Source organism: Pseudomonas serbica, from assembly GCF_028823535.1.
GTDB lineage: Bacteria > Pseudomonadota > Gammaproteobacteria > Pseudomonadales > Pseudomonadaceae > Aquipseudomonas > Aquipseudomonas serbica.
Genome location: NZ_JAQIYM010000014.1, coordinates 151889 through 164798, shown reverse-complemented (window position 1 = coordinate 164798; position 12910 = coordinate 151889). Strand labels below are relative to the sequence as shown.

General features: G+C 60.9%; 11 protein-coding genes and 1 tRNA gene. 8 read left to right on the top strand and 4 right to left on the bottom strand.

Going from position 1 to position 12910, the window contains the following annotated elements; genetic code table 11:
- Positions 1-65: 65 nt before the first annotated feature.
- Entirely contained in the window at positions 66-1586 is a 1521-nt protein-coding gene (locus NQL71_RS22965) for an FAD-dependent oxidoreductase (RefSeq protein WP_274643340.1), read from the bottom strand.
- 141 nt (positions 1587-1727) lie between these two features.
- Here NQL71_RS22965 and NQL71_RS22960 point away from each other — a divergent pair, with 141 nt between their 5' ends.
- The 5 genes from NQL71_RS22960 (at position 1728) to NQL71_RS22940 (ending at position 5596) form a co-directional block, all read left to right on the top strand.
- The gene (locus NQL71_RS22960) at positions 1728-2291 is read left to right on the top strand and encodes a YbhB/YbcL family Raf kinase inhibitor-like protein (protein WP_274643339.1); all 564 of its coding nucleotides are present in this window, start codon (positions 1728-1730) and stop codon (positions 2289-2291) included.
- Between the two features lie 86 nt (positions 2292-2377).
- Positions 2378-4090: a vWA domain-containing protein gene (locus tag NQL71_RS22955; RefSeq protein ID WP_274643338.1), complete on the top strand. Its 1713-nt coding sequence runs from the start codon at positions 2378-2380 to the stop codon at positions 4088-4090.
- A gap of 29 nt (positions 4091-4119) precedes the next feature.
- Positions 4120-4701, top strand: a complete 582-nt coding sequence (locus tag NQL71_RS22950) for an RNA polymerase sigma factor (protein ID WP_415265096.1) — start codon at positions 4120-4122, stop codon at positions 4699-4701.
- Positions 4698-5306, top strand: a complete 609-nt coding sequence (locus tag NQL71_RS22945; protein ID WP_274643336.1) for a hypothetical protein — start codon at positions 4698-4700, stop codon at positions 5304-5306. The genes NQL71_RS22950 and NQL71_RS22945 overlap by 4 nt, the downstream gene beginning before the upstream one ends.
- A 20-nt stretch (positions 5307-5326) precedes the next feature.
- Entirely contained in the window at positions 5327-5596 is a 270-nt protein-coding gene (locus NQL71_RS22940) for a hypothetical protein (protein ID WP_274643335.1), read from the top strand.
- Between the two features lie 78 nt (positions 5597-5674).
- On the opposite strand, the gene NQL71_RS22935 is transcribed toward NQL71_RS22940, so the two are convergent.
- Positions 5675-5751, bottom strand: a tRNA-Arg gene (locus NQL71_RS22935).
- Positions 5752-6099: 348 nt separating this feature from the next.
- Here NQL71_RS22935 and gabD point away from each other — a divergent pair.
- The 3 genes from gabD (at position 6100) to NQL71_RS22920 (ending at position 10361) form a co-directional block, all read left to right on the top strand.
- Complete coding sequence (gene gabD, locus NQL71_RS22930; protein WP_046815380.1) at positions 6100-7542, top strand: NADP-dependent succinate-semialdehyde dehydrogenase; 1443 nt, start codon at positions 6100-6102, stop codon at positions 7540-7542.
- 189 nt (positions 7543-7731) lie between these two features.
- Positions 7732-9009, top strand: coding sequence for a 4-aminobutyrate--2-oxoglutarate transaminase (gene gabT, locus NQL71_RS22925; RefSeq protein ID WP_274643334.1), 1278 nt, complete (start codon positions 7732-7734; stop codon positions 9007-9009).
- 137 nt (positions 9010-9146) lie between these two features.
- The gene (locus NQL71_RS22920; protein ID WP_046815378.1) at positions 9147-10361 is read left to right on the top strand and encodes a response regulator; all 1215 of its coding nucleotides are present in this window, start codon (positions 9147-9149) and stop codon (positions 10359-10361) included.
- 110 nt (positions 10362-10471) lie between these two features.
- Here NQL71_RS22920 and NQL71_RS22915 read toward each other — a convergent pair whose 3' ends face one another.
- Together NQL71_RS22915 and desA are read right to left on the bottom strand one after the other, a co-directional pair.
- Positions 10472-11458 (bottom strand): GGDEF domain-containing protein, encoded by a 987-nt coding sequence (locus NQL71_RS22915; protein ID WP_077186187.1) that lies wholly within the window; start codon positions 11456-11458, stop codon positions 10472-10474.
- A 147-nt stretch (positions 11459-11605) separates the two neighbouring features.
- Positions 11606-12790: a delta-9 fatty acid desaturase DesA gene (desA, locus tag NQL71_RS22910; protein ID WP_274643333.1), complete on the bottom strand. Its 1185-nt coding sequence runs from the start codon at positions 12788-12790 to the stop codon at positions 11606-11608.
- Positions 12791-12910: the final 120 nt, after the last annotated feature.

Genomic DNA, 12910 nt, shown 5'->3' with positions numbered 1-12910 from the left:
GGCTTGCCGGCGAAGGCGTCTTTGAAATCGCCTTCGACGGCGAGCCGGGCTCCTACGGGTCCGTTTCAACCGCGAATCAACCGCCATGCTTCGTCCACAGGTAACGGCTGTTTCATTCGTTCGGCAAGCATTGCCATCGTGCGCTCTTCGTCACAGGCCACGGCCGCCATCACCACGCCGTTTTTACCGAACAGACCGATGAAGGGCGGATTGAATGGATCACCTTTGAACTCCACTTCATCCCACGCTTCGACGTGGCCGAGGTAGTCGTAGTTCTTGCCAAAGTGCCAGGTCCAGAAATACGGTACGTCGAGGTAATGCTCATCGCCACCGAGCATATTCGCCGCGGCAATCCGTGCCTGCTGTTGGGCTAGGCGCCAGTGTTCGATGCGTTGCGGATGACCGTTGAGCGGGAAAGTGGCGATATCACCAGCAGCCCAAAGGCCATCGGCTACGCGCATCCCGCCATCGACCAGCAGCGACTGGTCCTTTTCCTTCGGCAGATCGGCAAACGCCGAGGTCGCCGGGGTGACACCAATTCCGACCAGTACCAGGTCTGCCGCTAGACGCTGATCATTATCCAGGCGTACCGCTTCGACTCGCGTCGTTCCTTCTATCTGCACTGCCTCGCCCGCCGTGCGGTACACCACGCCGTTGGCCTGGTGCAGGGCGAGAATCGCCTTGCCCACCGTCTCGCCGAACTGTTTGGCGAAAGGCACCGGTTGCCGGGCCAGGACCGTGACGTCCAGACCGTATTGGCGCAGCGATGAAGCGGACTCCATGGCGATGAAGCTGTCGCCAATGATCACCGCGCGCTGACCGGGTTTGGCGCTGTCCAGAATCTGCCGGGCATGATCCCTGGAGCGTAATACGAATACCTGCGCAAGTTCGGCGCCGGGTAGCTCCAGGGGCTTGGGGCTGCCTCCCGTTGCCAGCAACGCGGCGTCATATTCGAGTGACTGGCCGTTGGCCAACTGCAATACCCGGTTTTCAGCGTCCAGGCTCGTCACTTGCGCGTTGATCCGTTCGATACGTTGCTCGCGATAGAACGCTTCATCGCGCAGGGCCGGGACTTCGTCCGGTGGGGTTTGCCCGGCGATCACGAATTTGCTCAGCACCGTGCGGTCATAGCCCGCTGTTTCGCGGTCGATCAGCAGCACTCGGCCTCCAAAACCTTTCTCACGCAGCGCCGATGCCGCCGCCGTGCCAGCAGCGCCGGCACCGACGATCACAAAGGTGCGCTCGTCATCGGCCGGTGGCGTATGGGCATCCCGCAGCGGCTGATCGCCCACCCAGACTTCTCCGTCCCGCACTTCAAGCGGATAGCGCTTGAGGCTGTCCAGGGCGGGAGGTTCACACAACCCACCGTCCTCGATCCGAAACTGCGCCTTGTGCCACGGACAGGTCAGCCGCCCATGGCACAGCGCGCCTTCGGCCAGGGGCGCTCCGGCGTGGGGGCATTCGCCTTGATAGGCGCGCACTTGATCGCCGACTTTCAGCAGGAGGATCTTGCTGTCCTGGACACTGACTTCCAGGCCACGGTCTTCGGGTATATCGTCGACACGAGCAACGCGATGCAGGGTCATGATCGCTCTCCAGACAGGCGTTTCAGTTATGAGTCTGGCGCTTAACGCGAGGTTCATCCAATTCCCACTGCCACCGCGTGAACGGTCCGGCTATAGTCTGCTCGCCGACCACGGCCCCACCCCGCACTAGGTGCTCCCGGTATGACCCGATTGACCTCTCTGACCCCTTGGCTAGCGGCCGTAACAGTCGTCCTTTGCGTGCAATTTCCGGCGCAGGCGGCCCAGGAGCGTTTCACCCTGAACATCCCGGGCGTCTCGGATGACCGACTGTTCACGTCGGCCGCCGCCAGCGATGCCCAGGGTTGCGGTGGGCACAATGTCTCGCCAGCACTGAACTGGAACGCTGGTCCGGCAGGCACGCTCAGCTACGCCATCGTCATGCACGATCCGGATGGCCAGAAAGGCCAGGGTGTCGACCATTGGGTGCACTACGGCATCAAGGCCGGCACTCACCAGATTGCGGCGGGTGTCGGCGCCAAATCCGCGCTCGAGGGCGTGGGTGGCACCAACAGCAAAGGCACGACGGGGTACGTCGGTCCTTGCCCACCGGTTGGCGACAGCGCGCATCATTACATCATCCAGCTCTACGCCCTGGACCTCGCGCCGGATGCGCTGCCAGCCGGCCTCACTCGCGCCCAGTTGCTGGAAAAAATCAAAGGTCACGTGCTGAGAAACAGCAGCGTGGTACGGCGCTACCACCGCTGAAGAATTTTTAGCGCGGGTTAACCCGAACTCTCCGGGCTGTCCGTCTCACAGGATGAATGGATCAATTTCCTCCTGAGGTCAGCCCCATGTCCCTCCCTCTGCATGTTCTTCGTCCGGTAGCCCAGGGTTTCGCCGCCGGGCTGTTACTGGCCGTTGCCGGTTGCGGTGTGTCGTCCAAGCCCGATGCCGGCGCCGTGTCATCGCCGGCCCAGGCCGAGTTGAAAGCCGAGCCGCTAGTGCAGCAAGAAAGGCTCGACGCCGATGCGTCGATGAGCAAGCGCAGCGTCAGGCCGGCACCGATGGCGGGCTTCGCGCCAGTGCCCGCGGGCGAGGCTTATCCACAGGGCTATCGCGACGAACAGCGCGAGCAGTACCAGGCCCTGGCCGACAACCCGATCCACAGCGTCGCCCAAACGCCGGTCTCGACCTTCAGCGCCGACGTCGATACCGGCGCCTACGCCAACGTCCGCCGTCTGCTCAACCAGGGGCGACTGCCACCGGAAGGGGCGGTGCGGCTGGAGGAGATGGTCAATTACTTCCCTTATGACTACGCCTTGCCCGCCGATGGCTCGCCCTTCGGCGTGACCACGGAGCTGGCAGCGTCACCCTGGAATCCGCATACACGCCTGTTGCGCATCGGCATCAAGGCCTCGGACCGCGCGTTCGCGGAACTGGCCCCGGCGAACCTGGTGTTTCTGGTGGACGTGTCCGGCTCGATGGATCGCCGCGAGGGCCTGCCGCTGGTCAAAAGCACCCTGAAATTGCTGGTCGATCAACTGCGCGATCAGGATCGGGTGTCCTTGGTGGTCTACGCCGGGGAATCACGGGTAGTACTGGAGCCCACTTCCGGACGGGAAAAGGCGAAGATTCGTACAGCCATCGATCAACTGACCGCGGGCGGTTCCACTGCCGGAGCCTCGGGCATCGAACTGGCTTATCAACAGGCGCAACAGGCGTTTATCCCCAAGGGCATCAACCGCGTCCTACTGGCCACTGACGGTGACTTCAACGTCGGCGTCAGCGACTTCGACAGCCTCAAGCAAATGGCTGTGGATAAACGTAAAGCGGGCGTATCCCTGACCACCCTGGGTTTCGGTGTGGATAACTACAATGAACACCTGATGGAACAACTGGCCGATGCCGGCGATGGCAATTACGCCTACATCGACAACCTGCGTGAGGCGCGCAAGGTGCTGGTGGATCAACTCGGCTCGACCCTTGCCGTCGTGGCGAAAAACGTCAAGCTGCAAGTGGAATTCAACCCCGCGCACGTCAGCGAATATCGACTGCTGGGGTATGAAAACCGGGCGTTGAAACGTGAGGATTTCAGCAATGACAAGGTCGATGCCGGTGAAATTGGTGCAGGACATACCGTGACTGCGCTGTACGAAATTGTCCCCAAGGGCGAGAAGGGCTGGCTGGAGCCGCTGCGCTACGCTCAATCGGGCGCAGTGGGTTCCGAAAAGCATGGCGAGTTGGCGATGCTGCGTGTGCGATATCAGTTGCCCGAAGGCGGGAACAGTCGCTTGATCGAACGGCCGATCGTTAACGACCCAGCCACCAAGGCCAGCGATGACCTGCGCTTTGCAGCGGCAGTGGCGGCGTTTTCCCAACAGCTCAAGGACGGACGCTACACCGGCGAGTTCAACCTCAAGGACACCGAAGCGCTGGCCCGCGGCGCCCGGGGTGATGACCGCTTCGGCCTGCGCAGCGAGTTTGTGCAACTGGTAGAGCTGGCGCAGAGTTTGCGCACCACCACAGCGTTGAATCCAACCGCCACTGAACGACGGATTGAATAGTGAGCCGATTGAAGGGGTTCATCAGCCAGCTGTTTGCGCCCGCAAGCAGCGCCGAGGCCAGTAGCGACGAAGCGCTACTGGCCCTTTATCGCGAGGGCGACGGCGCGGCGTTCGAGATTCTGTACGCGCGCCACCGTCAGGGCTTGTACCGGTTTCTGCTGGGGTTGAGCGGCAGGGCGGAACTTGCCGAGGAGGTCTATCAGGAAACCTGGCTGAGCCTGATCCGCAGCGGCAGTCAGCCACACGGTCGGGCGACTTTTCGTACCTGGCTCTACCAGATTGCCCGCAACCGCTTGATCGATCACTGGCGCAAACACGGCGTCCATCAACCGTTGCACGACAGCTACGACGAACAGGCCCATGCGCTGCCCGATGACACCACCGATCCTGAGCAACTGCTGAGCCTGAGCCGTGACAGCCAGCGTCTTGAGGCCGCCCTGCAAGCCTTGCCCGCCGACCAGCGCGAAGTGTTCCTGCTGCGCGCCTACAGCGATCTCGATTTGCCGCAGATCGCCACCCTCACCGAAACACCGCTGGAAACCGTCAAGAGCCGCTTGCGTTACGCCCAGCAAAAACTGCGTCGGCTGCTGGCCGAGGAGGTACTGACATGACTGACGCCAAGCACACACCGAACCGAACGCTCGAACATTACCGCGAGCAGGCCACCGGCGAACCCCCTGCGCATCTCGACGCCTTGATCCTGGCCGCCGCGCGTAGCGCGGTGCCCGCGCCAAAGCCAGGCTTGTGGCAACGCTGGCTTCGCGCCTGCCAGCAACCCCGCTGGCAAGTGGCATTCGCCAGCCTCGTCGGCATCGCACTGATGCTCTCGCTGGTCCAGCGCACGCCAGAGCAAGTGCCCAGCTACGACTTCGCGCCTGCGGCACCGGTTGCCAAACAGGAAGCCGAAGCCGCGCCGTCAGCGCTGGCCCGTTCCCTCAACGCCCCGGCCGGCGCGCTCTCCGCCCCCGCCGCGCCAATGGCGGAATCGGCGGTCCCAGCCCAGGCAGAATCCTTCAGCGCCGATATGGCGGACGAAGCTAAAGCCAGCAAGCGTGCCGCGGCCCCAGTGAAATCCCTGGACGAGCAATTGCGCGAAGTGCTGCGCCTGGAAAAAACCGGGCACCCGCAAGCCGCCGATAAGCTGCTGGCCGACCTGCACAAACGCTTTCCCGACGAAAACCTCAGCGCACGACTCAAGGAGCTGCAGAAAAACTGATCGACCCGACGCTCGACGATTTGGCATCAAGGCCCGAAAGCGCGCACTATCGGGCCATAGTCGATGCGTTGGAGGATGCCGTGACAAAAAAAATCGACCGCATCGCCCAAATGCTCAACTGCCCGGAAAAGGGCGAGGAATTACGGCGGGCAATTACCGAGAGCCGTAAGGATTTTCTGCTGAGTCAGCAGGAAGAGGGTAATGCTGAGGAAGAAGACGTTCGTGAAGAGGAAGAGTTCGAGGACGATGAGGATGATGAATACGACGAGTTTGACTGGACCACAGAATGAAAAAACCGCTTAGGCGGTTTTTTTGACCCACAAAAAAGCCCCAGACCCAACGGCCTGAGGCTTTCTCGATTCTATGTATGGTGCACCAGGCGGGATTCGAACCCACGACCCCTGCCTTCGGAGGGCAGTACTCTATCCAGCTGAGCTACTGGTGCAGCGGGCGCCATGATACTCATATGCATTGCAGGCGTCCATGCTGCTGAATCGCCTGTGTTTTTTTAAAGCGTAACCTGCGTTTGCTACGTTGATCAGAAAAATGAAGCAAAAAAGAGGTTTTCGTTCTTTTTTTCGAACGCCCTATTGTCCTTTACCCCCTTTGATCCTAGGATTCGTTTGAGATTTCAAACGCTCTTGTCTGGGTGCTGAACCGCACGATTTGAATCAGTGCGCTATTTATGTGCTTCAGCCCGGTGAATGATTTCCCTGACGGCAGCCTACTGAGGCGCCTTTCTACAATCATAATTTGCTCCGCGCCTGCCGCGGTGCTGTTAAGGAAAGCCGACATGCAGCTTAAAGACACCCAGTTGTTCCGCCAGCAAGCCTTCATCGATGGCGCTTGGGTTGATGCGGACAATGGTCAGACGATCAAGGTCAACAACCCGGCAACGGGCGAAATTCTGGGCACCGTGCCGAAAATGGGCGCTGCCGAAACCCGCCGTGCAATTGAAGCCGCTGACAAAGCGCTGCCGGCCTGGCGTGCACTGACCGCCAAAGAACGTGCGAACAAGCTGCGTCGCTGGTACGAGCTGATCATCGAGAACCAGGACGACCTCGCTCGCCTGATGACCCTGGAGCAGGGCAAGCCATTGGCCGAAGCCAAGGGCGAGATCGTTTACGCCGCATCGTTCATCGAGTGGTTCGCCGAAGAAGCCAAGCGCATCTACGGTGACGTGATTCCGGGCCACCAGCCAGACAAGCGCCTGATCGTGATCAAGCAGCCAATCGGCGTGACCGCTGCCATTACCCCGTGGAACTTCCCTGCGGCCATGATCACCCGTAAAGCCGGCCCGGCCCTGGCCGCCGGTTGCACCATGGTGCTCAAGCCTGCTTCGCAAACCCCATTCTCGGCGTTCGCCCTGGCTGAACTGGCCCAGCGTGCCGGCATCCCGGCTGGTGTGTTCAGCGTTGTTTCCGGCAGCGCCGGCGACATCGGCAGCGAGCTGACCAGCAACCCGATCGTGCGCAAGCTGTCCTTCACCGGTTCGACCGAAATCGGTCGTCAACTGATGTCGGAATGCGCCAAGGACATCAAGAAAGTGTCCCTGGAACTGGGCGGCAACGCGCCGTTCATCGTGTTCGACGACGCGGACCTGGATAAGGCCGTCGAAGGCGCGATCATTTCCAAATACCGCAACAATGGCCAGACCTGCGTCTGCGCCAACCGCCTGTACATCCAGGATTCGGTCTACGACGCGTTCGCCGAGAAGCTGAAAGTGGCCGTGGCCAAACTGAAGATCGGTAACGGTCTGGAAGACGGCACCACCACTGGTCCGCTGATCGACGAAAAAGCCGTGGCCAAGGTGCAAGAGCACATCGCTGACGCCGTTGCCAAAGGCGCCACCGTGCTGTCCGGCGGCAAATCGATGGAGGGCAACTTCTTCGAGCCGACCATCCTGACCAACGTGCCGAACAACGCGGCCGTGGCCAAGGAAGAAACCTTCGGCCCATTGGCGCCACTGTTCCGCTTCAAAGATGAAGCCGACGTGATCGCGATGTCCAACGATACCGAGTTCGGTTTGGCTTCTTACTTCTATGCTCGCGACCTGGGTCGTGTGTTCCGTGTGGCGGAAGCCCTGGAATACGGCATGGTCGGCGTTAACACCGGGCTGATCTCCAACGAAGTCGCGCCATTCGGCGGCATCAAGGCCTCGGGCCTGGGCCGTGAAGGCTCCAAGTACGGCATCGAAGATTACCTGGAAATCAAATACCTCTGCCTGGGCATCTAACAAGCCCGGCAAGGCATTGCTTCAAGCGCAAAGGGCACGAGAGCGCTGTCCCTTTGCGCGGCTTCAAACCGGAATTTTCTCTGTGGTCGGGAAAGCTGTGGCAGTCGATCATCGCATGCTGCTTCAGTTACCTCCCCACCGCTTAATCCTTGAACCACGCCGACCGATGAGCGGCGAATGAGGAATGTAATGAGCAAGACTAACGCTGATTTGATGGCCCGCCGTACCAACGCAGTTCCACGTGGTGTTGGCCAGATTCACCCGATTTTCGCCGAGTCCGCGAAGAACGCGACCGTGACCGACGTTGAAGGTCGTGAGTTCATCGACTTCGCTGGCGGTATCGCCGTACTGAACACCGGCCACGTACACCCGAAAGTCATCGCGGCGGTGACCGAGCAACTGAACAAGCTGACCCACACTTGCTTCCAGGTGCTGGCTTACGAGCCGTACGTAGAAGTGTGCGAAAAAATCAACGCCAAGGTTCCTGGTGATTTCGCCAAGAAAACCTTGCTGGTCACCACTGGCTCCGAAGCCGTGGAAAACTCGATCAAGATCGCTCGTGCCGCCACTGGCCGCGCTGGCGTGATCGCGTTCACCGGCGCGTACCACGGTCGCACCATGATGACCCTGGGCCTGACCGGTAAAGTCGTGCCTTACTCGGCCGGCATGGGCCTGATGCCAGGCGGCATCTTCCGCGCGCTGTACCCGAACGAACTGCACGGTGTGAGCATCGACGACTCGATCGCTTCCATCGAGCGCATCTTCAAGAACGACGCCGAGCCGCGTGATATCGCTGCAATCATCATCGAGCCGGTTCAGGGCGAAGGTGGTTTCTACGTCGCGCCTAAAGAATTCATGAAGCGTCTGCGTGCCCTGTGCGACCAGCACGGCATCCTGCTGATCGCTGACGAAGTACAGACCGGCGCTGGCCGTACCGGCACCTTCTTCGCCATGGAACAGATAGGCGTTGCTGCCGACCTGACCACCTTCGCCAAATCCATCGCTGGCGGCTTCCCGCTGGCTGGTGTGTGCGGCAAGGCCGAGTACATGGACGCCATCGCTCCAGGCGGCCTGGGCGGCACCTACGCCGGTAGCCCGATCGCGTGCGCCGCGGCCCTGGCCGTGATGGAAGTGTTCGAAGAAGAGCACCTGCTGGACCGCTGCAAGGCTGTTGGCGAGCGTCTGGTAACCGGTCTGAAGGCCATTCAGGCCAAGTACCCGGTGATCGGTGAAGTGCGTGCCCTGGGCGCGATGATCGCAGTCGAGCTGTTCGAAAACGGTGACAGCCACAAGCCGAACGCTGCAGCTGTGGCGTCCGTTGTGGCCAAGGCTCGCGATAAGGGTTTGATCCTGCTGTCCTGCGGCACCTACGGCAACGTTCTGCGCGTCCTGGTACCGCTGACTTCGCCGGACGAGCAACTGGACAAAGGCCTGGCGATCATCGAAGAGTGCTTCTCCGAGCTCTGATCACCAAGTGTGACCTGCTTCACAAAAAACCCGCTTCGGCGGGTTTTTTCTCGCCTTCAAAAACACAACCCGCGTATTAGCGCTGTATCCGATAGCCGGCTTTGGCTTAAGGTTTACGCATTGCCAGGGAGAGCTGTATGACAGTCGTCATTTTACCCGCGATTCCGAGAGTATTGATCGCCGAGGCCGACCCCTGGTCCCGCGATCTGCTCAAGGAAGTGTTGTTGAACGTTCGCTGCGATGCGCGGCTGGACTTGTGCGCCGATGGCCAGCAGGCGATGGAGTTGCTGGCGTCCAACCCTTACGACCTGGTCATCGCCGACTGGGAGTTGCCTGGTGTCAATGGCCTGAATGTGTTGCGCAGTGTGCGTCAGCGCAAGCGCAATCCACCGTTGCCGTTCATCCTGATGAGCAGCCGCAACGACAGTGCGAGCGTGCGTGAGGCCTTGCCGCTGGCCCCCGCTGCGTATCTGACCAAACCCCTGAACATGGAGAGCCTGACCCAGCGCTTGCAGGTTTTGCTGCTGAACGCCGGGGAAGAGGTATTGTGCGAGGTGCCGGCGCTGGCGCCAGGCATGACCTTGCCGGTATTCCTTGAGCGTCGTCGTGAACTGGCGGAAGGCGCGCCGCTGATGACGGACGTGCAAGTGGCGGTCAAGCGCAGCCTCAACCCCAACGGCCTGGATTTGACGATGCTTGAGGACGAAATCCGCACCGATCCACAAGTAACTGCAGTGCTGATCGCCGCCGCCAACAGCGCCGCCCAGCACCATGGTACCGCCGTGCAAACCCTGTCCCAGGCCCTGCACCGATTGGGCACCGGGCAAAGCATGAACCTGATTCTGGGCCTGACGCTCAAGCGCAGTGCGCGGCTAAGCGACCCGCAGCTGGCGGACTATGCCGAGCGTTACTGGGATCTGTCGCTACACACCGCTGAGTACGCGCGAACGCTGGCGCGCTTGCTGGACCTGGATCAGGCGCGCTGCTACTGCGCCGGCATGCTGCATCGTCTGGGCGACCTGGCGTTGTTGCGTTGCTTGCAGGAATGGAAACAGGCTGGTGGCGAACTGGACGAGCAGGAGCAAGTGGGCGAGGCGCTGGCGGAGTTCAGTGCCGCCTACGGTTCGGCGTTGCGCACCCGCTGGCGTCTGCCGCTGGAGCTGCGGCAGCTGATTGCGGCCGCTTACCAGCTCGGCGGCGGGGTTTACTCCCGAGAAGCCCTGGTGATGAACATGGCGGCACAACTGGCGCGCCTGACCGAGCATGAGGGTGTTGAGGACCTGGCCAAGAGCCGCACGGCGCGGCTGCTGAAGATCGGCTTGCCGGAGTTGGTACGGATGCGCAAGAAATAAGCCTTGCGACGCCCTCTGTAGGAGCTGGCCTGCCAGCGAATCCAGGCGACTCGGTGAGTCAGGTACACCGCTTTCGCTGGCAAGCCAGCTCCTACAGAGGGGCGTGCCGTTCAAGCGCTGATGATCCGGTTCTTGCCCTGGCGCTTGGCCTCGTACATCGCGGCATCCGCCCGGGCAAACAGGCTTTCCAAACTTGCATCCTCGGCCGTAAGGCTGGTCAGGCCCTGGCTGACGGTGATGCCGAATGTATGGCCGTCATGGTTGAAGCTCAAGCCCTGAATCTCCCGTTGCACGCGCTCAGCCACTTGCAGGGCCATCTCTGGCGTGCAGCCGGGGAACACAGCGGCGAATTCCTCGCCGCCAATGCGCCCGAACAGATCGCCGCGCCGCAATGCCGCACGGCCACTGTCGGCAATGCGCTGGAGCACGTTATCGCCTTCCTGATGGCCGTAGGTGTCGTTGATGACCTTGAAGTCATCGATGTCCAGCATGAGAAACGAGAGCGGCGTGCCCTGTTGTCGCGCCTGTTCGAATTCTTGCTCGGCACCCTCGAAAAAATGCCGGCGGTTGCTGCTGCGGGTCAGGGCGTCGGTTGTCGCCAGCCGTTGCAGTTCGGTCTCCAACTGCTTCTTGTCGGTGATGTCTTCGGCGATGCCGACGATGATCACCGGCTGCCCAGGCTCGGCCTGGCGGTTGATGAAACACTTGTCGCTGAGCCAGCGCAACTGACCGTCGGCGGTAATGATCCGGTACTCGCGGTCTTCGACGGCACCCTTGACCAGCACGTCCGCCAGGCTGTGCTCGGCGTATTCAAGGTCGTCGGGGTAAATGCTGTCGCGCCATTGGTTGTAGTCGGCCAACAACAGGTCGGCACTGCGGCCGAAAATCCGTTCATAGGCGGGGCTGACATACAGCACCTGGCGGGTTTCCCAATTGAATGCCCACAGCACTGCGTTGACGCTCACCAGCAAGGTGCTGAACAGCTGTTCACGTTCGCTCAGGCGCGCCACCTCGCCTTGGGCGTGCATCAGCGCCATCAGGGTTTGCGCGGCCTCGGGCCACTGCATGGGTGATGAGTCTTGTTGATTATTGACCATCGGCACAGATCTCAAAGGGGTGCGCCGCTCAAGGTCGAAGCGGCCACGGCGAAGCCCGCCTGGATGGCGAAGTGACTTTGAGATAAGGGATTTGCAGCGAAGTTCCGAAGGGTGCGCCCTGAAGAAAGGGCGCACCGATCAACGGTGTCAGGCGGCGCTTGGGCGCAGGGAATAGGTTTTCAACTGATCGGCGAAGTCACGCAGGGATTGAATCCCGCTGGCTTCCGCTTCGTGTACCCAATCCTTGATGGCGGCGAGCATGTCGTGGCCATTTGAGCTGGTCTTGACCCAGATCTGCTGCAAGGCCAGGCGTTTCTCGTAGATGACCTTCAGCGCCTGGCTGTGTTCGAGCATGTTCTGGATGCGAACGTGATGCTTGTCGTCCAGCAGGCTGGTTTCCCGCGAGAGCAAACCCTTGGCACGGTGGAACTGGTGGCGGACCGAGTGATCGACCTTTTCCAGTTCTTGCTTGACCAGCGGCCCGATCACCAGCTTGCGGTACTGGGCCATGATCTGGAAGCGGTTGTTGAGGATCGCCATGGCGGTGTCCATGTCCAGGTGGCCCTTGCCTTCGACACGGTGCGCAATGGGCGCGACCCGCTGGACCTTGGCCAGGCGCAGGAAGCTGAACACCTGGATCCAGGCCCAGCCCAGGTCGAACTCCCACTTCTTCACCGACAGTTTTGCCGAGTTAGGGTAGGTGTGATGGTTGTTATGCAGCTCTTCGCCACCGATCAGGATGCCCCACGGCACCAGGTTGGTCGCCGCATCGCGGCACTCGAAGTTGCGGTAGCCGACGGCATGGCCCAGGCCATTGACGACGCCAGCAGCCCACACCGGGATCCACATCATCTGGATGGCCCAGATGGTGATGCCGATGGTGCCGAACAGCAGCAGGTCGATAACGGCCATGATCGCCACGCCCAGCAGTGGAAAACGGGTGTAGACGTTGCGTTCGATCCAGTCATCCGGGCAGTTCTTGCCGTAGATGCGCAGGGTCTCGGGGTTTTCCGCTTCGGCGCGGTACAGCTCGGCGCCTTTGCGCAGTACGGTGGACAAACCCTTGATCACCGGGCTGTGCGGGTCGTCGACCGTTTCGCACTTGGCGTGGTGCTTGCGGTGGATGGCAGTCCACTCGCGGGTGTTCTGCGCCGTGGTCAGCCACAGCCAGAAGCGGAAGAAATGTTTCAAGCCAGCATTCAGCTCAAGTGAGCGATGGGCTGAGTAACGGTGCAGATAGACCGTGACGCCGATGATCGTGACGTGGGTCATCAGCAGGGTGACTGCCACCAGAGACCAGGGCGACAAGCCGAGAAAACCTTGGTACCACATAGGCTATAGGGCCCTCGAAAAAGAAAAAAACAGCCGATGCATTATCACTAAGCGGACAGATAAAACCAGTCGCCCTTTCAGATAAGAGTGGCAGGATGTGTCTTTAAACTATAATCCCGA